Genomic DNA, 24,095 nt, shown 5'->3' on the forward strand with positions numbered 1-24,095 from the left:
CTGTAGATGACCGCCAAGAGCGGTCTTTTTAAGTTGAATCAGATTTGCAAATTATCAATAACATAGCCCGACCACTATAGTATGAGCGGCGGATAAAAATTTATAATTTGTTCCGCAACGATCTGGACATAAGAAGCGAAGATTACCCTGCAAAGACAATCTGGTAACATGCCAGTTGACATGTAGAAGGAAGGAACTAAAGATGAAGACAAGGAGAAACGACTTCTGGCTGACTAAAAGTAACAAAGCCGCTAATTCGTACATGGACGAGGTAGCTAAAGAAAGTAGCTTTACTGGACAACACAAGGGATATACTATCTTGCCGCATAAAATTCATCGCTGTTACAGCTTGAGCCAGTATGAAAAGCTGATATGATTGTTCTTATCGCTTATATGAGCGACAAGAATCAGTGTTACCCCACCATTGAAAGGGTGAGACGGTGTATATTTGTAAAGTTTGTGGTTATGATGAATTGGAATGGCCACAATATCTTGAAGATGATGCTCCGAATTTTATTATTTGTGAATGTTGTGGTTTTCAGTCTGGATATGACGATTTAGATCTTGGGAAGACATTTGAGGAATATCGTAATGAATGGATAGCTAGAGGCACTCCTTGGACGAATCCAAGGAAGAGACCCGCAAATTGGGCTATCAAAAAACAACTATCCAACATAAAAGCTTGACCAAAAGACCTCGAGGGTGCTAATCCTCAAGGTCTTTTCTTTTTCCCCACCCGATGCCGAATGAATTGGGAGATACATTCCTAAAAAATATAGCTTCGATTCTTCATTCCCCTTCGTTAGTGTCTAGGATTTCTACAACGCTGCATTACAAATGTTGTATTAGAATAAGTGATGGAAAGTGTTGGTTTTATCTCCTTATTAATGCTCGACTAGCAAAAACGCATATTCTTACCTTACAACTATTTCGTCTAGAGTGAGAATGGGAGAATTACACTAATCTTTATTATTTTATAAGCATTTATTTCAGTTTTTGCTTAGTCGCAGATGACTTGTTTTTTATATCATAGCAATTACATGTGTTTAAATCTTTGTGTAAATTAAAAAATGAATGAAAGCAGATTTAATAATCTATTTTTAAAACAATAAAGCGATGTTATAAATCTATTCCCCAACTTGTTTGCTTAATTTAAATGACGAAAAAATTTTGTTACACTTAGTTAAATCAAAAAACTATACCCCAAACAATATTCTTTGTTTGGGGTATAGTTCAAGATGAATCAGTAATCTTTTTTCTTACAAATCATCAAATCCGTTATCTTCGCCTACCTTGCCGTAATTGCGGGACTTGGCTTCGAAGAAGTCGGTTTTCGTTGCATTTAGTGCGTCGTCAGAGAACGGCTTGATCCAAGGCATGCAGTTCACATCTACGCCTTCATAGGCTTTTTCCATGCCCATCAGGGTCAGGCGCTTATTGGCAATGTACTTGATGTAATCGCTGAGCTCGTTCAGGTCGATACCTTCTACATTGGAGAGGGTATAATGCGCCCAATTGGTCTCCAGATCCACTGCACGGTCAAAGGTACGATAGACATAATCCATGTTTTCCTTGGTGTTCAGCTCTGGGAAATCGGCCAGCAATTGCTTGAACACTTCGGCGAAGAAGTAGCAGTGCTGGTTCTCGTCACGTTGGATATAAGAGATCATCTGGCTAGTCGCCATCATCTTCTGGTCACGGGCCAGATTGTAGAAGAAGGCGAAGGTGCTGTAGAAGAAGACCCCTTCGAGAATGAGATCGGCCACGAGCGCACGGAAGAAGGTCTCCTTGGATGGCTCATCACGGAAAGCTTGATAGATTTCGGAGATGAACTGATTGCGTTCCAGTAGCACAGGATCTTTTTTCCAATATTCAAAAATCTCCTTCTGCTCCCCCTCCGAAACGATGGAAGAAAGGACGTAGGAATAGGACTGGTTGTGTACAACCTCCTGCTGTCCAATAATAGCGGAGATCGCCTCCAGCGAGGAGTCGGTTAAATACCGCTTCACATCACCCACGTACATCGTCTGCATGGAATCCAGTACGGCCAGCAGGGCGATGTTGATCTTGAACACACGCTGCTCTTCAGGGTCCAGGTTCGGGAATTGTTGAGCATCCTTGGACATCGGAATTTCATCAGCGATCCAGTGGTTCAGCAGCAGCACCTTGTACAGTTTGTACATGTGGGGCATGCGGATATCGTTCCAGTTCAGAATCCCGGAGCATTCACCTTCGATGATACGTGTGGATTGGTTGGGTGCTTCGGTGTTGAATATTTTTTGCAATTGCATTTATTTTTCCCTCCATTTTTTGCGCGTTTAAACTAAGCAGATCGCTTTAAAATCCGAAGCCTTAAAAGTCACTTCGAGCAATGTTTGAATTTCCGGTCACTGCAGACAGCCTGCGTTGCGAGCTTTCCTACGGAAAGCTTTCAGGCGAACGCAATGCTCTACAGATCCAAACGTTCCTCTCCGTGACTACGGCTGTGTAATTAACGGCAATTTTGTACCTTAAAATAACTGTACTACCGGGTTTAGTGGTAATTAACGGCAATTTTGTATCTTAAATCTGCTATAAAACCTCTTTTAAGAGCATTTTTTCTAAATTAAGATACAATAATGCTCTTAATTCCCTTATTTCCCTTCATTTCATAAGTATAAGATACAAAAATGCTGTTAGTTGGAAAGAGTCCCTTCATTCCATCTCACTCTTTTTTAGCTCGCGCAAGATTCGCACTCTTCAATCGTCAATGCACGGCTGCGCACATAATAAGTGGATTTCAGACCGCCCTTCCAGGCGTTCAGATGAAGCTCCAGGAACTCTGTTGCTTTGATGTCAGGGCGCACATACAGGTTGAAGCTTTGCGCTTGATCGACATGGCGCTGACGGGCCGAAGCCATGCGGATCGACCAATTTTGATCAATCATGAACGCTGTTTTATAGTACCAGATGGTCTTCTCGGACAGATCTGGGGCAGGGTTGGCAATCTTGTACGTTGTTTTCTCCTCGTAGGAGAGCAGCTCGTACAGTGGATCAATACTGGCTGTAGAGCCGGCAATGATCGAAGTGGAGCCGTTCGGCGCAATCGCGAACATCCAGGCGTTACGCACGCCGTCCTTGGCAACTTCCTCTTGCAGTTCACGCCATTGCTCTGTGGTCACATACTTGCCTTCTTGCTCACCGTTAGTGTAGCCGCGTGAAGTAAAGTATGCGCCAGATTCCCAATCGGAACCGGCGAATTTCGGATAACGTCCTTTTTCGCGAGCAAGCTCCATGCTGGAACGTACCAGTAGATAGTTAATATGCTCGTACAGATGGTTGTTGTATTCTACGGCCTCTTCGGACTCCCAACGGATGCCTTTCAGGGCCAGCAAGTGATGCAGACCGAAAGTTCCGAGGCCGACGGCACGGTATTGGCTGTTTGTATATTGTGCTTGCAATACTTCAATGTTGTTGATGTCGATAACGTTATCCAGCATACGAACCTGGATCGGCACCAGACGCTCCAGCACACCTGCAGGAACTGCACGGGCCAAGTGGATGGAGTTCAGGTTGCAGACTACGAAATCGCCAGGGATTTTGGAGATAACAATTCGGGTCTGGCCGTCTTTGGTCACCAGTTCTTCTTGTTCAATAACAGTAGCGGATTGGTTCTGCATAATTTCGGTGCACAGGTTGGAAGAAAAGACCATGCCTGCATGTCTGTTCGGGTTCGCACGGTTGACCGTGTCACGGTAGAACATGTATGGCGTGCCTGTCTCAAGTTGAGATTTCATGATCCGTTTCATAATGTCGATGGCAGGAACTGTGATCCGGGACAACTCCAGGTTAGCCGTAGCTTCTGCATATTTTTCACGGAAGGTGCCTTGTCCAAGCTCTTCGTCGTAGAAATCTTCAAGACCGAGAGGGCGGCCGTTCTCGTCCTTCCAGCCCATCACTTTCTTGATTTCATGCGGGCAGAACAGGTTCCAGTGACTGCGCGCTTCTACAGCTTCCATGAACAAGTCCGGCAGGCAGACGCCATGGAAAACGTCATGCGCGCGCATCCGCTCGTCGCCGTTGTTCAGCTTAAGATCCAGGAAGGCCAGAATATCCTTATGGAAAACGTCGAGATATACAGCCACGGCGCCTTTGCGCGTACCAAGCTGGTCTACACTGACAGCGGTATTGTTCAGCTGGCGAATCCATGGGATAACGCCGGAGCTGGTGTTCTTGTGGCCACGGATATCGGAGCCGCGGGCCCGGACTTTACCGAGGTAGACACCGATACCGCCGCCCATTTTACTAAGCCGAGCTACGTCTGTATTGGAATCGAAGATACCTTCGAGAGAGTCATCAACAGTGTCGATGAAGCAACTAGAGAGCTGACCGGCTACCTTTTTACCCGCATTGGACATAGTTGGAGTAGCGGCAGTCATATAGATGTTGCTCATCGCCCAGTAGGCTTCTTTTACAAGCTCCATACGTTTCTCTTCCGGCTCGGTGTGCATCAGGTACATCGCAATGATCATGTAACGCTCTTGCGGCAATTCCATGACACGGCCGTCAAAATCATGCGCCAAATAGCGGTCAGACAGGGTCAGTAGGCCAATATAGTCAAACAGCAGGTCGCGGGTATAGTCGATAGTAGCGCCAAGCTCGTTGATTTGTTCTTTGGTATAGTGAGATAGTAGTTCTTCGCGGTAGATCCCTTTTTTCACCAGGTCGGCAATCAAGGGATACAGCTCACCATAAGGCTCTTCCGGATAGGCTTTGTAACGGCGGTTTACAGCAGCTTTCTTATATAATGAAGTTAAAAGCGAACGTGCAGCAGCAAATTTCCATTCCGGCTCTTCTTTGCTCACCAGTTCCAGGGCGCTCATCGTGAATGCGCTGCTGATTTCTTCTCCGCTCACTTCGTCGCGACGTAGCTTGGATTGTACTCCGCGCAGGAGGGACTCCTTGCTGAGTTGTTCAAGTCCGTTCAGAATGCGGTCGGCGTATACGGAAAGGCGGATTTCATCAAAAGCCAATTGGCGATTATCGGGTTTTACTACGAATTGCGGCATAGTTGTACATCCCTTCATATTTTGAATTTAATTATGATTATTAAAAATTGATCTATTAGACCGTAAAAGGCGCCAAAAACGGCTAAAGCGTCGTTGGCTGCCAAAGTACGATGTCAGGGCCGGCAAGGCTGGCCTCAATATCAATAATGCGCTGATTGGAGCTCCCGCGGTAGGGGAGGGTGGTGTCTTTTAAAGCTTCTTCAAAACGTCCGTCAATCAGCACCTGACACTGGCTGAGCAGACGCCATTCCGGTGAACCGGAGACCGCTGTAACCTCTTCGTACGTGTACCCGCTGTAGATCCAGACCGGAAAGTCTGGGAGCGTGGCACGAAGTTCCTCAATGAACTCTACTACTTCTTGTGCAGAAAAGAAAGGGTCACCGCCTGCCAATGTTAGTCCGTCCAATAGCGGGTTGGCCGCAATCTCCGCGATTAGCTCACGTCTGCGCTCCGGGGTAAAGGCTTCCCCGTAATTAAAATTCCACGTCTTCGGATTGAAGCAGCCCGGGCAGCGGTGGCGGCACCCGCTAATGAAGAGGACGGCCCGCAGGCCCTCGCCTTCATTAATTGACTCGGGATAGTAGCCACAAATATTCATAGATGCTTAACCCGGTCCCTTACTTCCGCCTGCTTGGCCGCATTGAAGCGGGTCTGATAATCTCCGGTCAAATATCCCGTCACCCGGCGCAAGCGCCGGATATGAACTTCATTCTCATGGGCGCCGCAGGAAGGGCAATTCGTGCCGATCACCCCTTCATAGCCGCAGCCTTGGCAGCGGTCTATAGGGTGGTTGATGCTAAAGTAGCTAATCTCCTGCTGGAGAGCGTATCGGATAATTTTGACAAAAGCGGCCGGGTTGCTGCGTGCATTGCCATCTAATTCGACATAGGATATCGCACCGGCATTGCAGTACTCATGGAAAGGAGCTTCCAGACTGATCTTCTGGGCAGCGCCCAGAGTGTAGTATACAGGAATGTGAAACGAGTTGGTATAATATTCGCGGTCGGTGACGCCGGGAATGGATCCCAGTACCTTATGATCGACCTTCGTGAACTTGCCGGACAAACCTTCAGCAGGCGTAGCGAATAGGGTGATATTGAGATTATATTCCTCGCTCTTCCGATCACAATATTCCCGCATGTGGCGGACAATAGCCAGCGCTTTGGCGTGAACCGCCATGTCTTCCCCGTGGTGCTTGCCATACATAGCCTTCATGCATTCCGCAATCCCGATGAAGCCAAGCGACAGGCTGCCATGCTTCAACAGCTCGCCAACGCTATCCTCTGGCGCCAAATGTTCGCCGCCTTCCCAGACCCCCTCACGCATCATGAAATCGGATGCTTTGGCTTTCTGGGAGGCTTGAATACGGAAGCGGTGAAGCAGACCGTCCAGCGCGATGTCCAGATAATGATCCAGGTCGCTATAGAAGCCTTTTTCATCGGCTACCTTGCGGCGACCTGTGACGATGCCATGTGCCAAACCGAGGCGCACCAGATTCAATGTATTAAAGGAAAGGTTACCTTTACCAGAACAATGATTGCGGCCAAAACGGTCGCTGAGCACGCGAGTGCGGCAGCCCATGGTGGCGAACTCGGTATCGGGATTAGAAGAATCATAATACTGCATATTCAGCGGTGCGTCTAGGTTGGCAAAGTTCGGATATAGTCTGCGTGCAGAGCACTCAGCCGCCTTGATGAACAGTTCATAGTTCGGATCACCCGGCTGCTGGTTGACGCCCTGCTTGCACTTGAAGATTTGAATCGGGAACACCGGCGTCTCGCCACTGCCGAGTCCGCGCATGGTTGCCGTTAGCAAGGAACTGATCACGAGCTGGCCTTCTGGCGATGTGCAGGTACCGTAGTTGATGCTGGTGAACGGAATCTGTCCGCCGGACCGGCTCGACATGGTGTTCAGATTATGTATCATACTCTCGGCAGCCTGGAGTGTTTCACTTTCGGTTTCTTTTAGCGCAAAACGGAACGCCTTAGGATACTGCTCTGCCAGATCGGTGCGGCTCATATGAATTTCGCCAAGCTCAAGTGGCTCCACGGTTTGTTTTTCTTCAAAATAATCCAGGCCCTTGCGGAATAGCTTGGCAAAGGATTTGGTGACATATGGAGCTAGATCGTAATCCAGCTTATTGGCGGATACACCGCCGTATTGGGCATTTTGCTGGGATTGAAAAATAATCGCTACCAGTGCCATAGCCGTCATAATTGAGTTCGGGGGGCGTACACTGCCATTGCCCGTGTTGAAGCCTTCACGCAGAAGCTTCTCGAACGGGATAAAAATACAATTGGTCGTTCCGATCGCATATTGGTCCAGATCATGCACATAGACGACGTTGTCCTGGATGGCTTGTACCAACTGCGGCGGCATCGTGAAGTTACGGGCATACCATTTGGAATATTCACTGCCGAACTTGCTCATTTTACCGGAGAAACTCTCCCCGTTCAAATTTGCGTTCTCCCTGAGCAAGTCGAGGTCCCGGCTGTCAATAATATCGCGCCCCAAATGAATAACTTCTTCCAATAAAGCTTCCTGTGCCTGTTGACCACTGTTGTACGGCTTCTCCAGCAATGTCATGTACTGATCTCCTCTCCATATAAAAAGACATCCTCTGCTGTGACATGCAGAAAATGCCCGTGTGCTTGTCGTAACTATCCTAAACAGGATAATAACCCGGTCTTGTGATGTAGGCTTGCATGCGGACACCATTTCTGCTTCCTGCATACCTCTATTAATCTCCCGATATACGGGAGGGTGAAAACACCGTTTACCACTATATTTTGTCGATAGAGATTACGATACATCAATATATTGTGTTTGTAAAGATTTTTTAGCAAACCCGCGCGGGGGCTGGGATCACCCGTTTTTCTCCACAGATAGTCCACAGACCATCCACAGGTAATCCACAAATCATCCACAAAAAAAGCTGAAATGGTTCATAATTTATCCGAAAATATGCCACAAACCGTCCATAAATGAGATATAGGTTTTTACTAGATTTTGTGCTACGAGAGCTAGAAATCTCTAAGGGCAGAAAACAATTATACATCCGGTTTGTAGGAGAGACGGAGAGTGGGTACAATAAGGGAAAGTAGTTGTTTTTCCAAAATGAAAAGACAAGGGAGGGATTTGGCATGCCGATAGCTGAAGTTACGGTCATTCCGATTGGCACGGGCAGTACCAGTCTGAGCGCTTATGTTGCGGATATGCAGCGTGTGTTAGAGACGGTGGAGGGAGTGACGTATGAACTTACGTCCATGGGAACCATTATTGAAGGCCCGCTACAGCGGATTCTCGCCGCTGTGGAAGCCCTGCATGAGTCTCCTTTTACTAACGGGGCCCAGCGTGTCTCCACCGCTGTCAAGATTGATGACCGCCGTGACAAGCCCTCTAGCAGTAGAAGTAAGCTTGAATCCGTAGAGCGTAAGCTCCATACTGATCTGGTGGAATAACCGGGTCTGTCATTAGCCTCGAAAAAGGAATTGATTTTTCCAGAATAAGGGGTATAATATTTTTTGTTTAACGAAGTTACAGCTTCAAGCTGGTGTAGCTCAGGGGTAGAGCAACGCACTCGTAATGCGTAGGTCGGGGGTTCAATTCCCTTCACCAGCATTTCCAACAAGATGATATTGGCGCGGATTCCGGGGGTTCGGAGCCGCGCCTTTTCTGTTCTTTTACCATTCTGCTTGGATTCATTTAATTCATTCTCTTTAGTTCTTCATCAATAAAGTTCTTTGTAGCCCTTTCTTTAGAAAATTTGTCGTTATTATATTGTTTGGAACCCTGCTTTGGAACAGATAAACTTTCCCAACTACTCTTTTTTAAAATTTTTGCAGCGTAAATGATTTGCCCAACGTGATATGGGTAATGTGCCAATTGTCTATTGATTGCTTCAATAACGGTGTGTCCTTCATTCCGTATATAAATAATTTGTGATAATTGATCCGCATGAATTGAATCCATTGCATTGAATAAACATGTCCAGCCTTCGTTCCATTTTATTAAAAGATCCTCTTTAGTGTTAATGTCATTCTCAAACTCTGAATCTCTATCTCTCCATGATTTTTCTCCGTCAGTGCTTAGAAAATCTGTCCATCTTGAAAGCATATTTCCCCATAAGTGTTTTACTATAGTTGCAATACTATTGGAATCGTCATTAAAAGTTACAAATAATTGTTCGGGATCTACTTGATTAATGGCTGCTTCCCCGAGGGTTTTGTAATAAAGAAATTGTTTTTTGCTACTTTCCAAATAGATTTGCTCATTATCCATTTCAAACACCTTGCTTTCGTATATTATTTTTAATGATCTTATTCTATCAGAAGTCCATTATTTCTGTTCGGACACAGGGCCTAATAGAACTCAATAACACATAAATGTGTTGCATTCGTAATGCGTAGGCCGGGAGTTCAATTCCCTTCACCAGCGTCCTCAAAAAGACAATAAAGGCGCGGATTCCGTGGGTTCGGAGCCGCGCCTTTTTTCAATTAAAGTGCTCGTTAAATTATTTATTTGTTTGCCAGAGTTAGGGCTGCTTCCTCTGCTTCTTTAAATGCTGTCTTTAATATCTCGTCCTTGTTCAGTAGAGCAGTCCCTTGTACTCTCAGGGTTTGGAAATCCTCAATACCAAAGAAATTAAACATGGACTTTAAGTATTTATGCGAGTATTCAACCTCAGTGTACCAGTCATCATTAGTATAGATCGAACCGCTCGCCTGAATGACTACCATGCTTCTCCCATCTTTTAAAAGTCCCACTGACCCTGTATCGGTATACTTAAATGTCTCCCTTGCAATCATAATGTTATCGACATAATCCTTGAGCTTTGATGGAACGTTGAAGTTATGCAGCGGGTGAACAATAAGATATTTATTAGCACTTTTGAATTGTTGTAATACTTCATTCATTCGTCCGGTTACTTCTTTTTCTTGAGTAGTTAGTGCTTCGCCTTTTGCAGATTTGTCCCAAGCGCCTAGGACAGTCTTATCAATTAAGGGAATTTCATCTTCGTATAGGTTAATTTGTTCTATGATTTCATTATTAGGTTTATGCACTTCATAAGTCTCCATGAAGTGTTTGAATACACCAAGACTGAATGAAGTAGTTGAATCAACTAAAGGGTGTGCGTTAATGATAAGCAATTTGCTCATTAGATAGTGCCTCCATAATTAAGTTTTTTGTTGTACATTTATGTAGACAAATGTGAAGGACAATCTGTGACACTTAATCACAAAAAATGAATTTTTGCTGCATGGATGTCTTGGTTAATTTTGTCCGGACATTTCATGATATATGCAAGTGCGTTATGTGGACCGCTTGCAACTTTGTTAATTGTGGTGTTGGATAAGAAGTTCGATATCTAGATAAATGAGTTATAGTAGGGATGTACACCTGATGGCTCAGTGAAATAAAGAAGGAGATAACACAACATGCGTTGCTTAACAATACGGCAGCCCTGGGCTACATTGGTTGCGCTTGGTGAGAAAAACTACGAAACCCGTTCATGGCGAACGGCATATCGTGGAGAACTGGCAATCCATGCCGGTCTTAAAATAGACAAGGCCGCATGTAGACGAGAGCCGTTCCAATCGCTACTCGCAAAGCTCGGCTATACAGAAGGGAATTTACCCACGGGTGTTATTATTGCTACAGGGAAACTGAAGGAGTGCCATGGTATTACTGGGTTGAATGGTATTACTGGGTTGAATGGTGTGGCGCAGTGGATAAGCGAGAACGAACGGGCTTTTGGCGACTATACAGAAGGACGTTTCGCTTGGGAGCTGGAGGATGTTCGCCCGCTGGTTCATCCCGTCCCGGCCAAAGGGCGACTGGGCTTCTGGGAGTACCCCCTTTCGGATGAAGAGGAACATTTCTGATCTTCGTTTAACAAAAATCGTGACATTTTTTAAGCTAATTTTTATCTTAAGATCAGCTTATTTTCAGGTTCGGGGGTTATATTGGATTTACCAAACGCCCCCCAGTGTTTAGTGGTATAGATTTGGGTCCTGCCAACTCCCATGGCAGGGCCTATTTTTTTAACCGATCCTTAGCATAGGGTAGATTTAGAGTTGAGGGGCAGGATTGATTCTGTATTGCTCCTGCTCATTTCGGAAAGCCGAAATATCCAGTCCTAGATACTTGCGCATATGGATTCCTGCTTGTGCGGCAATGAGTTCATTCAGCAGCAGCATCCGTTCGTGATATCCCCGGCAGATGAATTTAGCCTCAAGGCCATGCGGGAGCTTATGTTGTTCATATACCTTAATGCCGCGAATTCTCATCTCCGTGCGGATATCCCTGAGATCTGCAGTAGCTGCATGGGCTGCCGTATCCAAAACTTCAAGATAAGGTGAAGGTGTTCGGAGCTGCGCGGAAATGATGCTGGCATCGCGTTCAAAAGCAGATAGGATCAGCGGGAGAAGCAAATACGATTTTACCAGATGATTGTCTATACTCTCGGCTTTGTGCATGCGTATCACCACCTAAAATGAGAACGTGTATTCCTATTCTACTCCGAATTTCAAAAAATATTCAATGGTATTTATAAACTAACACAATATTGTGATGTAATTCACAATTCATTCGAAGGAATGATATTATATTTAATTTGAAATACTAAAAGGAAGACTATTGTAATATTGGGGAGAAGTGAGCCATGGAGCATGAAGGGAATATTTATCGGGGTATGTTGTTCGGACTGTTCCTGAGTATTCCGTTATGGATATCAATTATCGGGTGGATACAGATGTTCTAAAAAGAGGATAAAATGACGATTTGAAGCGCCTTTTGGCGCTTTTTTCATTTAAATATTGTACAAAAAGGAATTCGTTGACAATGCGATAACGCCAAGCTACACTATTGATAAATTACAGCAAAAAATATCACGCAGGGCCTGCCGTATGTTGTTTTGCGGGCATTTCTAGTAAGTTATTATCGTCATGTATAATAGCAAACCGTCTGAAAAGACGGGACGCAAAGTCCAGGAGTCTAAAGTACTGACAAGTGCCATGACCGTCCGACTGCCATGAAGAGAGCTTCTCTACTTCTTGGTGGTCTTTTTTTGTTGTCATCGTAGCTGCTACGAGATCATATAAAATTTAATAGGAGGTGTAAGCATTGAGGAAAAAAATGAAGTCGGCAGTGAAATTGTTCCTGGCAGGGCTGCTGACAGTGGGAAGCACGTTTTCCCTGGGCGTCCCGGTGAACGCAACATCGGGCTTGCCGTATACCCCCACGCCAGTTTTGGGGGTTGCCGGGAATTTTAATGCTTTTGTGTTTGGAGACTTCACGCAGTCGAACGACCAGATTCACGGGCGGCTTGCGGCCGCAGGGAACATCAGCCTGAAAGGTTATGGCGTATCTAAGGATGCCCAGGGCGGCGATGTTCTAATTGCGGGAGGAAACATTAATTTGACTGATGGAACTGTGTATGGCACAGCCGTTTACGGGGGATCTTTGAGCAAGGAACGGGCTGATATCAAAGAAGGCGAGAGAAAGGCTACTCCAATTGATTTTGCTAGAGAAAAGCAATTTCTGATTAATAAATCGGCTGAGCTGGCGTCTCTCCCCGAGGCAGGATCTTTCAAGAAGGAATACGGGAAAATAACCATCAACGCCCCGGAAGCCTTTAATGTCGTGAATCTATCCGCCTCCGATTTGGCGGATGCCAACGGTCTTCAGTTCAACATTGCAAACAATGGCACTGTTATAGTCAATGTTAGCGGAGGCGCGATCAGCATTCCAAGTTTTCAAATCTGGGGAGGAAGTCCCCGGAAGGTATTATTTAATTTTTATCAAGCAGGCTCAATCAGTATAGCTAATACAACGATAGAAGGTACAATTCTGGCGCCAAAAGCGAGTGTGTTCTACAGTTATGCGGAGTTGCATGGCACGTTGATAGCCACTTCATTCAACGGTTTTGTGCAAATGCACCATTATCCGTTTGAAGGAACCACCCCGTCAACAACGCCTACGCCAAGCCCAAGTCCGACACCGTCTGCTACCCCAACACCATCACCGAGTGCAACGCCGAAACCAACAGCTACACCGACAGCGACGGCAACACCAAGTCCGAAACCGACAGCTACACCAACAGCGACGGTAACACCAAGTCCGAAGCCAACAGCTACGCCGACGCCAACGCCAAGTCCGAAGCCAACGGCAACACCGACAGCGACGACAACACCAACGCCAACACCATGCCCAACACCAACACCAACGCCAACACCAAAGCCGACAAAAACACCTAAACCAACGGCTACGCCGACAGCGACGCCGAAACCAACACCGACAGCAACGGCAACACCAACAGCGACGCCGAAGCCAACACCAACGGCAACGCCGACACCAACAGCGACGCCGAAGCCAACACCAACGGCTACGCCGACACCAACAGCGACGCCGAAGCCAACACCAACACCAACGGCTACGCCGACAGCGACGCCGAAACCAACACCGACAGCAACGGCAACGCCGACAGCGACGCCGAAGCCAACGCCGACACCAACGGCTACGCCGACACCAACGGCTACGCCGACACCAACGGCTACGCCGACACCAACGGCGACGCCGAAGCCAACACCAACGGCAACGCCGACAGCGACGCCGACGCCGAAGCCGACGCCAACACCAACAGCGACGCCGAAGCCGACACCAACGGCTACGCCGACAGCGACGCCGAAACCAACACCAACACCGACGGCAACGCCGACAGCGACGCCGAAGCCAACACCAACGGCAACGCCGACAGCGACGCCAACGGCAACACCGACACCAACGCCAACGCCGACACCAACGCCAACGGCAACACCGACACCAACGCCAACGGCTACACCGACGGCAACGCCAACGCCGACACCAACGGCAACACCAACGCCAACGGCTACACCGACGGCAACGCCAACACCAACGCCAACGGCTACACCGAAGGCAACGCCAACACCAACACCAACACCAACACCAACACCAACGGCAACGCCAACAGCGACGCCGAAACCAACGGCTACGCCAACAGCGACGCCAACACCAACACCAACGGCTACGCCAACAGCGACGCCGAAACCAACGGCTACGCCAACACCAACACCAACGGCTACGCCAACACCAACACCAACGGCTACGCCAACAGCGACGCCGAAACCAACACCAACACCGACGGCAACGCCGACAGCGACGCCGAAGCCAACACCAACGGCAACGCCGACACCAACGCCAACGGCAACACCAACGCCAACGGCTACACCGACGGCAACGCCAACGCCGACACCGACACCAACGCCAACGGCTACACCGACGCCAACACCAACACCAACACCAACACCAACACCAACACCAACACCAACACCAACACCAACACCAACACCAACACCAACACCAACACCAACGCCAACGGCTACACCGACGGCAACGCCGACACCAACGCCAACGGCAACACCAACACCAACACCAACGGCAACACCAACACCAACACCAACACCGGAAGTAACGCCGACACCAACGCCGGAAGGAACACCAACACCAACACCGGAAGTAACACCGACGCCAACGCCGGAAGTAACGCCGACACCAACGCCGGAAGGAACACCAACACCAACACCGGAAGTAACGCCGACGCCAACGCCGGAAGTAACGCCGGCACCAACGCCTGAAGGCACACCGACACCAACACCGGAAGTGACGCCGACGCCAACACCGGCATCGACGCCCGAAACACCAACATGGACGCCATCACCACCAGTGGTTACACCGGAGCCAAGTCCAACGACGCCACCTGTAATTGGCACAATCGTTGTGGATCGTGATCCGGTACCGGCTGGACCAGTGTCAACACCAACAGCAACAGCAACGCCAACACTGACGCCAACACCAACACCGGACAATGATGAAATCATCATTGAAGATGAGCAAGTACCACTGGCACCGGTGCCGACGTCCACGCCGTCACCTTCGAAAAAACCGTCCACGCCTGCTATCACCCTGGCTAATAACAGCGTTCCGCTGAGTGGTCCGGCTGTAGATAAGCTGCCGAAGACGGGTGAATCGAGCCCTGTCCCTTATTATGTAACTGGGCTAGGTTTAGCCGCTTTGGGATTGCTAGTAAGATTCAGATTCTCTAGAAGAAACAAATCTTAATCGGCAGACGGGATCATTCATTGTTTTGCCGCAAATAACAGCAGAGCCGCTTTCGGAATCTTCATTTTCCGGAAAGCGGCTCTTTTTCTATGAACTCCATACTTCACTTTGGTCTCCTTGCAGGGCATGCTATACTAGCTTCATCTGGAAAAATTATGATGTTCAATAGGAGGGAAATGCAGATTGTCATGGACATTGATTATTGGCGCAGTGATTGTTATCGTTGCAGCGGTGGTGGTATACGCCGGATTCTTTTTCTACGGAGTTGCAGTCAAGCGGGCGCCCAAAGAATTTCTGGGTAGCAGTCCTGACCTGAAGGTCGATCCTCCCGTTGCTGGTCCATCCTGGGGTGAGGGGAAGGAATGGATCTCACGTCAGATCTTCCAGGACGTTAGCATCGTCTCCGAGAATGGGCTGGAATTGAAAGGGTATTTCCTCTCTTCGGAGCGTGCGGAGGGACGTACGGCTATCATTGCTCATGGCTATTCTGGTCAGGCAAAAGATATGGGGGCCTACGCCAAATTCTATTATGAGAATCTTGGCTATAATGTGCTGCTGCCGGATGCTAGAGGGCATGGTGCGAGTGCTGGGGATTATATCGGCTTCGGCTGGCCCGAACGTCGCGATTATTTGCAGTGGATTCATTATGTGACCGAGCAGACAGGGCTGGGTGCGCAGATTGTTCTGCACGGGGTATCCATGGGCGGGGCAACGGTGCTAATGACATCTGGCGAGGTGCTTCCACAGCAGGTAAAAGTCATCGTAGCAGATTGTGCCTACAGCTCGGTTACAGCCCAACTAACATATCAGTTGAAGCGTATGTATAAGCTGCCTAGCTTTCCGTTTGTACAAAGTGCCAGCACAGTTACCCGGCTGAAGGCAGGGTATCGGTTCAGCGAAGCTTCCGCGCTCAAACAGGTACGCAAAGCACAAGTGCCGATTCTCTTCATCCACGGTGATGCCGATAAGTTTGTGCCTTTTGCCATGCTGGATGAGTTATATGAGGCTTGCCGAAGCCCCAAGGAGAAGTTTGTTGTTCCGGGGGCAGGTCATGGATTGGCCTATGATACGGACAAGGAGGCCTATAAAGCCAAGGTTGCTGGATTTGTAACTCGTTATGTACATTGAGCGAAGAATTGCCGAGAAAATGTCCTGAAACGTAGACGACGCCCGATATCCGCGAAAAGCGGTTATCGGGCGCCTAATTTTTTTCCACACATGGCCAGTGTTCCTGAGCAAGAGGGACTATGTACCATGCATCTCGTTATATTTATCCCCTGCCGTCGTGAGCAACGGGGTCATTATTCCTTGTTATTTCCAGCAGCCGTATGGCGAGAGTAATCCTTCCAAAACGACAAAAGCCCTACCTCTCTTTTGTCCTTGCGGCTCCGTGGCCGCGCCAGTGCGAATCGGAATGCTATGTTCGAATTTCATCTCATAAAAAGGAAGAGTTCTGCAAGAAAACGTAAGAGATTGTGTCCAAAATGCCGATAATAATAATGAAAGCAACGATCGGCCTGACATCTTCTTGATGGGGATACATATAGCGACAATCAAATATTATTAAATCTTAGCATATAAATACAAATAAAGCAAATAAGTCATTGACATCATGGGAAGACCGGGATCGGAGGAATAGATGGTTTTATATACGGCATTTATACAAAAACAGATCCGAAACTACTTGTTCGGCTCTATTGTCGCTGTGCTCGCAGTAGGCAGTGTGTTGTTGATCTCCTCCCTGGAGCTGTCTGCACTGGAGTATGGCCGCCTTTTTTTGGTTTTGCTATTTTCTTTCCTGGTGATGGCGCTACTGGAGATCAGCTTGTTCATGAAGCATGTCAAGCCCATCCGCACCGCCCTGAGGGCAGCTGACCCCAGCCTGGAACTGCTGGAGAAGGCTTACCAGTATACTCATCGCCTGCCCAAGCATGCTGTGTACCGGATTCTTGGTCCGCATCTGTTTGGAATGGCGGTGCCTGCGATTCTGATGACCTATTGGATGATACATGCCGATCTCGTCAGCTTGCCGTACTCCGTTCTCTATCAGGCGGTAACGGGTGCGGTGCTGATCGCATGCATGCACGCTTTGATTGAATTTTTCCTGACCTGCTCTGCCATTATTCCTCTAATCAAGGAATTCCGGAATCGGGCGCTTGAACGTTATAATGTGGATTTCTCGCTTGAAGGCTATGTTTTTGTTCCGATCGGTCCCAAGTTCATGATCAGTTGCATGTTGATTGGTACTTTCCCACTGGCGCTATTCATTATGGCGACCAAAGTGCGACTGCATGATACTGCGCTTAGCAGAACCGGAATTCAGAATTTCTGGGGCTGGGCGGGGATGGTGTTATTCATCGGCACAGCGTTCTCCGCCATTGCTGCATGGTTGTTGACTAAAAGCGTACAGCATCCTATCAATGAGTTATATAAGGCGACCAATAATGTTAAGGATGGACAACTGCTGCAGATCCAGGATGAATACTTGGATGAATTCTCCAATCTGGTCGCCGGGTTCAATATGATGGTACGTGGCCTACAGGCCCGGGAAGAGCAGAACAGACAGCTGCTGGACAGCTACTTTACTACCTTGGCCGTAGCGCTGGATGCAAGGGACCCCTACACAGCCGGACATTCCTTAAGGGTAGCCGAGTATTCGGTTATCATTGGACAGTTGGCCGGGATCACGGGTGTGGAACTCGACAATCTGCGCAAGTCGGCGCTGCTGCATGATATCGGCAAAATCGGTGTGCGAGACAGTGTGTTATTTAAAGAAGGCAAACTTACAGATGAAGAGTTCGATCAGATCAAGGCCCACCCAGTGTTGGGTGAGAATATACTGCGGCAGATTGAGCCTTTGGAGAAAATGACTCCTTATTTGGGTGGCGTGAGATCCCATCATGAACGATACGATGGCAAAGGCTACCCTGATGGGCTTGCCGGACAGGCGATTCCGTTATACGGAAGAATTATTGCCGTAGCTGATGCCTATGATGCTATGACCTCAGATCGTCCTTACCGCAAGGGGATGGATTCCGAGCAGGCGCTGGGAATTCTGGAGCAGGGGAGAGGGACGCAATGGGACCCTGTTTTTGCTGGATTGTTCCTGGCGTATTCCCGAGAAAATAGCAAGCTTAGACCGACGGATTATCCCACTACAACGGGATAATCCGTTTTCTCGTAAGAAGGGACTATCCTTTTTTGCAAAGACAGGAAAGGTTCGTGCCTATTTTGTGAAATTATGCACTTAAAGGTGACAATAAACGTCTACATTCATTGAAGGATTGATAGAGGACCGTTATAATTAATAAGTCAGGATTTTAATTAAAAAATAAGGGAGAATTTTATGAAACGCGCAGATGTTTGGCTGATTTCCATCGTTCTGGTGGCTGCGCTCGCTTTTCTCGTACCACGCTGGTTTTCAAGTGATGAGAGTAAAGGTGGGATTGGCGACAACCTAGTGGCCAATGTGACGGTGGACGGAAAGTTATTTAAAACAGTTAAGCTTACTAAAGAAGAACAAACCATTGATATCCGCACGGATCGGGGCTATAACATTTTGAAGGTGCATGACTATGGCATTGAAATGTATGATGCTGATTGCCCGGATAAGGTATGTCTCGGTTTTGGAAGGATTACCCGGACCAAGCAAACGATTGTCTGCCTGCCGCACCGGGTGCTGGTAGAGATCGCTAGTGTGTCGGGGGAGGATGAAGTAGATGGGTATGTCCAGTAGTGAATCAGCTACGGCGCTGAAAAGAACGGTCATTATCGCGATTTTCGCTGCAGTGGCTGTAGTGCTGAGTCTAGTGGAGGCCCAAATTCCACTGTCAGGAATGGGGTTGGTACCTGGTGCCAAGCTGGGCCTGGCTAATATCATGATATTGACCTGTATTTTCTTTTTGCGCGGACGCGATGCCTTCCTGCTCGTTGTTCTGAAGACACTGCTTACCGCATTTATACTAGGCACCTTTTCCAGTTTATTGTTTAGTCTATTCGGGTCGTTGTTCAGTTTCGTAGTGATGTACCTGTTGATGTTAATTGGCGGGAAGCAGCTTAGCCTGATCGGCATCAGTATAGCTGGCGGAGTCGCTCACAATATCGGACAGCTGCTGGCAGCGTCGATGGTCTTTGCTTCACTGAAAATATTCTACTATTTGCCGATGCTGCTCATTACAGGGGTGGTTACAGGGGTGGCTGTAGGATTTGCTGTCCGGTATCTGGTCACCTCACTGTCTAAAATCTCGTTGTTCGAAGAGTTTCTGGACGATCCGGGAGACGCAGCGAAAGGATGACACTAACATGAAGGAAGCGCATGGAGAACAATCTAACGGAGCGCAAGCGGGACAAGTGGTAATCGCGCTAGAGGGTGTCTCATTCGGCTATGGTCCGGAGCATCCGATTCTGCAAGACATATCGTTCACCATTCCCCAAGGGCAGTGGGTAAGCATCGTTGGCCCCAACGGCTGTGGTAAATCCTCGCTGGTGAAGCTCTTTAATGCTCTGCTGCCTGCAGGGGAGGGAGAGATTACCGTTTGTGGAATGAAGCTTGAAGAGGCAGCGATTGGTCCTATCCGGCAGAGCATCGGCATGGTCTTCCAGAATCCTGATAACCAGTTTATCGGGGCTACTGTAGAAGAAGATATTCTTTTTGGCCTGGAAGGACTCTGTCTATCCCGCGAAGAGATGGAGAATCGTCTGCAGATCTATTCGGAGCGCTTAGGGATTGCTCATCTGCTGGCCAAGCACCCCGGGGAGCTGTCGGGAGGCCAGAAGCAGCGTGTCGCCATTGCTTCCATTCTTGCGATGGAGCCAGGCATCGTCATCTTTGACGAGGCCTCTTCTATGTTGGACGAGGGAAGCCGTGACGAACTGCTTGGCATCCTGAAAGGGATGCATGCCGAAGGCAGATATACCCTTCTGATGATTACGCATGATGCGGATGAGATTCTGGCTTCTGAGCGAGTGCTGGCCCTTCACGGAGGCGGGCTGGCTGCCGATGTGACACCAGCCGAGCTGTTTCGCAACGAGGAGCTGCTGGAGAGATGCCATCTGCGCGCGCCATACGCATGGCGGCTGGCAGGCGAGCTGGAGGAGCATGGAATTCAAGTGGACGTTCCCCGCAGTGAAAAGGAGCTTATAGAGACGCTATGGCCATACAATTACAGCAAGTAAGCTACACCTATGCCGACCGAAGCCTGTGGAAACAGACGGCACTGCATGACATTGATCTGAGCATTCCGCAAGGCTCTATTGTAGGCATTGCTGGGGCGACAGGCTCCGGCAAGTCCACACTGCTGCAGTTGTTCAACGGTATCTTGAAGCCATCGGAGGGGACTGTAAGGGTGCTTGATGTAACGCTTCGTGCCGGAGAGAAGTCACCTAGGCTGCTGCCGCTGCGCCGCCGCGTAGGTCTGGTCTTTCAATTCCCGGAGCAGCAGATGTTTGAGGAGACGGTTGAGAAGGATCTCTGTTTCGGTCCGCTGAACTTTGGAATGAGTCCGGAAGATGCAAAGGCACGTGCGCGCAAGGCGATGCTGGACATGGGACTGGATCTGGAACTTCTGGAGCGTAATCCGTTCAAGCTCAGCGGCGGCCAGATGCGTAAGGCAGCGATCGCCTCTGTGCTGGCGATGGACCCTGATATTATCGTGCTGGATGAACCGACAGCCACTCTTGATCCCATCAGCCGTAGAGAACTGATCTCGCTGTTGGAACGGCTGTGCCGGGAGCAGGGCCGGACGGTGGTTATTGTGACCCACCGGATGGATGAGCTGTTACCCGTGGCAGACCGCTGGATCTTGTTAAAGGAAGGCCGAATGGCTTTTCAGGGAAACGCCAGTGATCTTGCCAAGGACCCAACCATTCTGGAACGCTGCGGTCTTACGGTGCCACAGTCGCTCCGTTACTGGAGCGCAGTCGCTGACCGATTGGGATTAGAGGATGAAGTGCCTCGACTGACAGCTGAGAGTCTTGCCGAACTTATAGCCTCACTACCTACAGAAGGCAAGGGCCTTGACGGGGCTGGCCGAAAGAGGGATGACCATGAATGAGAGGCTGCTGCTGGGTCGCAGCATTGAAACGGGATCATGGGTACACAAGCTGGATGCCAGAGCCAAAATTACCGGGATGCTGCTGTATGTAGTCGTCATTCTGCTATCCAGCTCCTGGATGGCGATGGCACTGCTCGCGGTATTCTCGGTGGTGGTCATGGCTTCGACCCGAATCCCGCTCAAGTATTTCCTTAAAGCAGCTAAGCCGCTGCGCTACCTGATGCTATTTATTTTTATCGTACAGATTGTATCCGTAAAAGAAGGAGCAGTGTGGCTGTCCATTGGTTCTTGGGACTTGTACGAAGACGGGCTTCGTCTGGGTGCCTTCTCGGTGATTCGTATGTTCTTCCTGATCACCTTCTCGGCGCTGCTGACCTTCACGACCACTCCGGGCAAGCTGAATCAGGGTCTGGAAGGAATTCTGTCACCGTTCAAAAAAATCGGGCTATCGCCGGACCGTATCACGCTCATGATCGATATCTCGCTGCGGTTCATTCCTACGATTCTCGATGAATCTCAGATCATTATGAAGGCGCAGGCTTCACGCGGTGCTGATCTGAAGGAACTGCCCTTGAAGGAGAAGGGGCGGATGCTGGTGTCGCTGCTTGTTCCCGTTATCGCCAGCGCCTTCCGCCGCGCACAGGACCTGGTCTACTCCATGGAGGCTCGTGGCTTCCGTATGGATGCGCCGCGCAGCCGGTATCACCGCCCGATATGGGGCGGGGCCGATACTGTTTTTATACTAATGTTTGTCGTGATGGGCGTTGCAGTAGCTTGGCTATAGCGCGCTTTATTGGCGACAATGCATTTATAGAGCAAGATCAACTTGGGAGGGAACAACTATGGCACGTTATTTTAATGGTAGAGAGATTGAACTGTTAGCACCGGCCGGCACCTTCGATATTTTTAAGGAAGTCATTCAGTCTGGTTGCGATGCCGTCTATTTGGGCGGCCCGGTTCTCAATATGAGAATGATGCGCAAAGGGTACAATCTGTCACATGAAGAGATCGTAGAGGCGCTGGAGATTGCCCATCGTCTGGACAAAAAAGTATATATCACAGTAAACAATCTGTTTAGTGAAGAAGATGTGGAGGAAGCCCGCGAGTATCTGCGTTTTCTGGATAGCGTTCGTCCCGACGCCTTAATCGTACAGGATATGTCGGTGCTGGAATTGATCCGCGAGATGGGGCTCAGCCTTATGGTTCACTCTTCGGTCATGATGAATGTACACAATTTAGAGATGATTTACGCACTGCGTGATCTTGGCGTCACCAGGGTCGTCACTTCACGGGAAATGGATCTGCAGACAGCTAAGCTGCTGGGCCAGCGGAGCGGAATGGAACTGGAATACTTCATGCATGGTGATATGTGTTCCGTTCACGGAGCGAATTGTTACTTCAGCTCCCAGGTGTTCGGCATGAGCAGCAACCGGGGCAAGTGTATGAAGCCGTGCCGGTGGGACTATCGCGTGAAGAAGGACGGCTATGTTTTCCCCGCTGAGTACCCGCTTGCGGTCAAAGATATGTACATGTATGAGCACATCCCTGAGTTGATCGAATCCGGCATTACCTCCTTCAAGATCGAAGGCCGGATGCGTGATAAAGAGTTTATGGTGACGCTGGTGAACAGCTATGGTGATGCGATTGAACGGTACATCGATGATCCTGTAGGTTTTGAACGCACAGTGGATTCGAAGCTGCTTTATCAGAACCGCAAACGTGATTTCTCTACAGCCTATGCTTTCGGCAACCCTGGACTATCCAATATTAATCGGCGTTATGAGGGAACAGGTAAGTTCTACAGCACTGGCAAGGTATTCAGCACACCGACGGCAGAGCGCGAGCTGTCCCAAGAACGTGTAACCTTATTACGGGAGCGGATGGCACAAGCTGGACAGAAGAGACAATCTAGACCGGAGCTTGCGGTACGCGTTAACAACATGGAGCAGGCGAGAATGGTGCTTTCGCAGGGCGTAGACATTCTACACCTTCCTGGAGATGTATTTGAGCCAGATCGTCCGTTCACGAAGCGTGATATACAGGAGCTAGGCACATTGAAGGGCGATACGAAAATCTACCTGGGCATGCCGCGCATGATGACTGAGCTGCATTTTGACCAATATGACCAGTTGTTAAACGGTGAACGCCTGCCGATCGATGGTCTGCTCGTAACCAATCTCGGAGCCATTCGCCGGTACAAAACTACTGGCTACCCAATGATCGGCGACAGCAATCTGAATGTGTACAATCATTTGTCTGCTGGATTCTATGCCGGATATGGTCTGAACAAGCTTACTGTATCGCCGGAGATGACACTAGAGCATTTCACTACCTTTGCCGCCCGCTGTGAGCAGCTGTTGGAAGTGGTCGTGCATGGCACACCGGCGCTGATGTATATGGATCACGATCTCTATGAGAATACAGAAGTTATGGAGCCGATTGGTCAGGAAGACAACCTGTATGTAAGTAATGAAGTACTGGTACTCAAAACTGACAAAGGCGAGAATCCGGTCTACCGCGATCAGCATGGACGCTGCCATTTATTATTCGCTAAAGAGCTATGTTACCTGCCGATGATACAGGAAATGAGTGGGCTGGGGATTGCCAGCTTCCGAATCGAAGGCGCCACGTACACCGTGAAGCAACTGCGTGACATTATTATTTCGTATCAACATGCGATACAAGGCTTGAACCAGAACGACGAACTGCTCGGTGGCCTGAAGCCTGTCTATGCGGGCTATACTTTAGGGGCCTTGCAATTTAATTAAAATTTTAAATAAATAGGGTTGGGGAAAAATAGCGGTAGATGATGAGTTATATTGTTATTATTTTCACAAAGTATTCATTTTATTCA

General features: G+C 48.6%; 19 protein-coding genes, 1 tRNA gene and 1 riboswitch. Of the genes, 13 read left to right on the forward strand and 7 right to left on the reverse strand.

The genetic code is table 11. From position 1 onward, the window contains the following. Positions 1-202: 202 nt before the first annotated feature. Positions 203-376 (forward strand): hypothetical protein, encoded by a 174-nt coding sequence (locus ACFVRY_RS11525; protein WP_387500279.1) that lies wholly within the window; start codon positions 203-205, stop codon positions 374-376. A gap of 883 nt (positions 377-1,259) precedes the next feature. Here ACFVRY_RS11525 and ACFVRY_RS11530 read toward each other — a convergent pair. The 4 genes from ACFVRY_RS11530 to ACFVRY_RS11545 all read right to left on the reverse strand — a co-directional run bounded on the left by ACFVRY_RS11530 (position 1,260) and on the right by ACFVRY_RS11545 (position 7,634). Continuing rightward, entirely contained in the window at positions 1,260-2,291 is a 1,032-nt protein-coding gene (locus ACFVRY_RS11530; protein WP_387500281.1) for a ribonucleotide-diphosphate reductase subunit beta, read from the reverse strand. A gap of 423 nt (positions 2,292-2,714) precedes the next feature. After that, positions 2,715-5,048 (reverse strand): ribonucleoside-diphosphate reductase subunit alpha, encoded by a 2,334-nt coding sequence (locus ACFVRY_RS11535; RefSeq protein ID WP_387500283.1) that lies wholly within the window; start codon positions 5,046-5,048, stop codon positions 2,715-2,717. A gap of 82 nt (positions 5,049-5,130) precedes the next feature. Next, complete coding sequence (gene nrdG / locus ACFVRY_RS11540; RefSeq protein WP_387500285.1) at positions 5,131-5,646, reverse strand: anaerobic ribonucleoside-triphosphate reductase activating protein; 516 nt, start codon at positions 5,644-5,646, stop codon at positions 5,131-5,133. Continuing rightward, positions 5,643-7,634 carry an anaerobic ribonucleoside triphosphate reductase gene (locus tag ACFVRY_RS11545; protein ID WP_387500287.1) on the reverse strand — a complete coding sequence of 664 codons (1,992 nt, stop codon included), beginning with the start codon at positions 7,632-7,634 and terminating at the stop codon, positions 5,643-5,645. Before ACFVRY_RS11545 ends, nrdG begins: the two co-directional genes overlap by 4 nt. 557 nt (positions 7,635-8,191) lie before the next feature. On the opposite strand from ACFVRY_RS11545, the gene ACFVRY_RS11550 reads away from it, so the two are divergent. Continuing rightward, positions 8,192-8,509 (forward strand): MTH1187 family thiamine-binding protein, encoded by a 318-nt coding sequence (locus ACFVRY_RS11550; RefSeq protein WP_387500289.1) that lies wholly within the window; start codon positions 8,192-8,194, stop codon positions 8,507-8,509. Positions 8,510-8,597: 88 nt separating this feature from the next. Beyond that, a tRNA-Thr gene (locus ACFVRY_RS11555) sits at positions 8,598-8,669 on the forward strand. Positions 8,670-8,753: 84 nt separating this feature from the next. Here ACFVRY_RS11555 and ACFVRY_RS11560 read toward each other — a convergent pair. Both ACFVRY_RS11560 and ACFVRY_RS11565 read right to left on the reverse strand, forming a co-directional pair. Beyond that, the gene (locus ACFVRY_RS11560) at positions 8,754-9,329 is read right to left on the reverse strand and encodes a DUF1572 family protein (RefSeq protein WP_387500291.1); all 576 of its coding nucleotides are present in this window, start codon (positions 9,327-9,329) and stop codon (positions 8,754-8,756) included. Positions 9,330-9,565: 236 nt separating this feature from the next. Beyond that, complete coding sequence (locus ACFVRY_RS11565) at positions 9,566-10,207, reverse strand: FMN-dependent NADH-azoreductase (RefSeq protein ID WP_387500293.1); 642 nt, start codon at positions 10,205-10,207, stop codon at positions 9,566-9,568. A gap of 279 nt (positions 10,208-10,486) precedes the next feature. Here ACFVRY_RS11565 and ACFVRY_RS11570 point away from each other — a divergent pair, with 279 nt between their 5' ends. Further along, positions 10,487-10,933: an ASCH domain-containing protein gene (locus tag ACFVRY_RS11570; protein WP_387500295.1), complete on the forward strand. Its 447-nt coding sequence runs from the start codon at positions 10,487-10,489 to the stop codon at positions 10,931-10,933. A 186-nt stretch (positions 10,934-11,119) separates the two neighbouring features. Here ACFVRY_RS11570 and ACFVRY_RS11575 read toward each other — a convergent pair whose 3' ends face one another. Continuing rightward, on the reverse strand, positions 11,120-11,527 hold the full coding sequence (locus ACFVRY_RS11575) for a YhjD family protein (protein ID WP_387500297.1): 408 nt from the start codon (positions 11,525-11,527) through the stop codon (positions 11,120-11,122). Between the two features lie 467 nt (positions 11,528-11,994). Then, positions 11,995-12,084, forward strand: a riboswitch (cyclic di-GMP riboswitch). A gap of 89 nt (positions 12,085-12,173) precedes the next feature. On the opposite strand from ACFVRY_RS11575, the gene ACFVRY_RS11580 reads away from it, so the two are divergent. From ACFVRY_RS11580 to ACFVRY_RS11620, 9 genes are all read left to right on the forward strand, one after another. Next, the gene (locus ACFVRY_RS11580) at positions 12,174-15,188 is read left to right on the forward strand and encodes a choice-of-anchor A family protein (RefSeq protein ID WP_387500299.1); all 3,015 of its coding nucleotides are present in this window, start codon (positions 12,174-12,176) and stop codon (positions 15,186-15,188) included. Between the two features lie 183 nt (positions 15,189-15,371). Next, complete coding sequence (locus tag ACFVRY_RS11585) at positions 15,372-16,316, forward strand: alpha/beta hydrolase (RefSeq protein WP_387500301.1); 945 nt, start codon at positions 15,372-15,374, stop codon at positions 16,314-16,316. A 511-nt stretch (positions 16,317-16,827) separates the two neighbouring features. Beyond that, the gene (locus tag ACFVRY_RS11590) at positions 16,828-18,357 is read left to right on the forward strand and encodes an HD domain-containing phosphohydrolase (protein WP_387500303.1); all 1,530 of its coding nucleotides are present in this window, start codon (positions 16,828-16,830) and stop codon (positions 18,355-18,357) included. Between the two features lie 177 nt (positions 18,358-18,534). Continuing rightward, positions 18,535-18,924 (forward strand): NusG domain II-containing protein, encoded by a 390-nt coding sequence (locus ACFVRY_RS11595; protein ID WP_066374703.1) that lies wholly within the window; start codon positions 18,535-18,537, stop codon positions 18,922-18,924. Next, on the forward strand, positions 18,908-19,483 hold the full coding sequence (locus ACFVRY_RS11600; protein ID WP_066374702.1) for a Gx transporter family protein: 576 nt from the start codon (positions 18,908-18,910) through the stop codon (positions 19,481-19,483). The genes ACFVRY_RS11595 and ACFVRY_RS11600 overlap by 17 nt, the downstream gene beginning before the upstream one ends. 7 nt (positions 19,484-19,490) lie before the next feature. After that, complete coding sequence (locus tag ACFVRY_RS11605) at positions 19,491-20,363, forward strand: ATP-binding cassette domain-containing protein (protein ID WP_387500305.1); 873 nt, start codon at positions 19,491-19,493, stop codon at positions 20,361-20,363. Next, positions 20,339-21,241 (forward strand): energy-coupling factor transporter ATPase, encoded by a 903-nt coding sequence (locus ACFVRY_RS11610; RefSeq protein WP_387500307.1) that lies wholly within the window; start codon positions 20,339-20,341, stop codon positions 21,239-21,241. Before ACFVRY_RS11605 ends, ACFVRY_RS11610 begins: the two co-directional genes overlap by 25 nt. Continuing rightward, on the forward strand, positions 21,234-22,025 hold the full coding sequence (locus tag ACFVRY_RS11615; protein ID WP_387500309.1) for an energy-coupling factor transporter transmembrane component T family protein: 792 nt from the start codon (positions 21,234-21,236) through the stop codon (positions 22,023-22,025). Before ACFVRY_RS11610 ends, ACFVRY_RS11615 begins: the two co-directional genes overlap by 8 nt. Before the next feature lie 58 nt (positions 22,026-22,083). After that, positions 22,084-24,009, forward strand: a complete 1,926-nt coding sequence (locus ACFVRY_RS11620; protein ID WP_387500311.1) for a peptidase U32 family protein — start codon at positions 22,084-22,086, stop codon at positions 24,007-24,009. The last annotated feature ends 86 nt before the right edge of the window (positions 24,010-24,095 follow it).

The organism is Paenibacillus sp. NPDC057934, assembly GCF_042887565.1.
Lineage (GTDB): Bacteria > Bacillota > Bacilli > Paenibacillales > Paenibacillaceae > Paenibacillus_AQ.

What these genes read in the sequence shown, in the direction of transcription:
- ACFVRY_RS11525 (WP_387500279.1), top strand. Translation starts at nt 203, where the DNA reads ATGAAGACAAGGAGAAACGACTTCTGGCTGACTAAAAGTAACAAAGCC.
- ACFVRY_RS11530 (WP_387500281.1), bottom strand. Translation starts at nt 2,291, where the DNA reads ATGCAATTGCAAAAAATATTCAACACCGAAGCACCCAACCAATCCACA.
- ACFVRY_RS11535 (WP_387500283.1), bottom strand. Translation starts at nt 5,048, where the DNA reads ATGCCGCAATTCGTAGTAAAACCCGATAATCGCCAATTGGCTTTTGAT.
- nrdG (WP_387500285.1), bottom strand. Translation starts at nt 5,646, where the DNA reads ATGAATATTTGTGGCTACTATCCCGAGTCAATTAATGAAGGCGAGGGC.
- ACFVRY_RS11545 (WP_387500287.1), bottom strand. Translation starts at nt 7,634, where the DNA reads ATGACATTGCTGGAGAAGCCGTACAACAGTGGTCAACAGGCACAGGAA.
- ACFVRY_RS11550 (WP_387500289.1), top strand. Translation starts at nt 8,192, where the DNA reads ATGCCGATAGCTGAAGTTACGGTCATTCCGATTGGCACGGGCAGTACC.
- ACFVRY_RS11560 (WP_387500291.1), bottom strand. Translation starts at nt 9,329, where the DNA reads ATGGATAATGAGCAAATCTATTTGGAAAGTAGCAAAAAACAATTTCTT.
- ACFVRY_RS11565 (WP_387500293.1), bottom strand. Translation starts at nt 10,207, where the DNA reads ATGAGCAAATTGCTTATCATTAACGCACACCCTTTAGTTGATTCAACT.
- ACFVRY_RS11570 (WP_387500295.1), top strand. Translation starts at nt 10,487, where the DNA reads ATGCGTTGCTTAACAATACGGCAGCCCTGGGCTACATTGGTTGCGCTT.
- ACFVRY_RS11575 (WP_387500297.1), bottom strand. Translation starts at nt 11,527, where the DNA reads ATGCACAAAGCCGAGAGTATAGACAATCATCTGGTAAAATCGTATTTG.
- ACFVRY_RS11590 (WP_387500303.1), top strand. Translation starts at nt 16,828, where the DNA reads ATGGTTTTATATACGGCATTTATACAAAAACAGATCCGAAACTACTTG.
- ACFVRY_RS11595 (WP_066374703.1), top strand. Translation starts at nt 18,535, where the DNA reads ATGAAACGCGCAGATGTTTGGCTGATTTCCATCGTTCTGGTGGCTGCG.
- ACFVRY_RS11600 (WP_066374702.1), top strand. Translation starts at nt 18,908, where the DNA reads ATGGGTATGTCCAGTAGTGAATCAGCTACGGCGCTGAAAAGAACGGTC.
- ACFVRY_RS11605 (WP_387500305.1), top strand. Translation starts at nt 19,491, where the DNA reads ATGAAGGAAGCGCATGGAGAACAATCTAACGGAGCGCAAGCGGGACAA.
- ACFVRY_RS11610 (WP_387500307.1), top strand. Translation starts at nt 20,339, where the DNA reads ATGGCCATACAATTACAGCAAGTAAGCTACACCTATGCCGACCGAAGC.
- ACFVRY_RS11615 (WP_387500309.1), top strand. Translation starts at nt 21,234, where the DNA reads ATGAATGAGAGGCTGCTGCTGGGTCGCAGCATTGAAACGGGATCATGG.
- ACFVRY_RS11620 (WP_387500311.1), top strand. Translation starts at nt 22,084, where the DNA reads ATGGCACGTTATTTTAATGGTAGAGAGATTGAACTGTTAGCACCGGCC.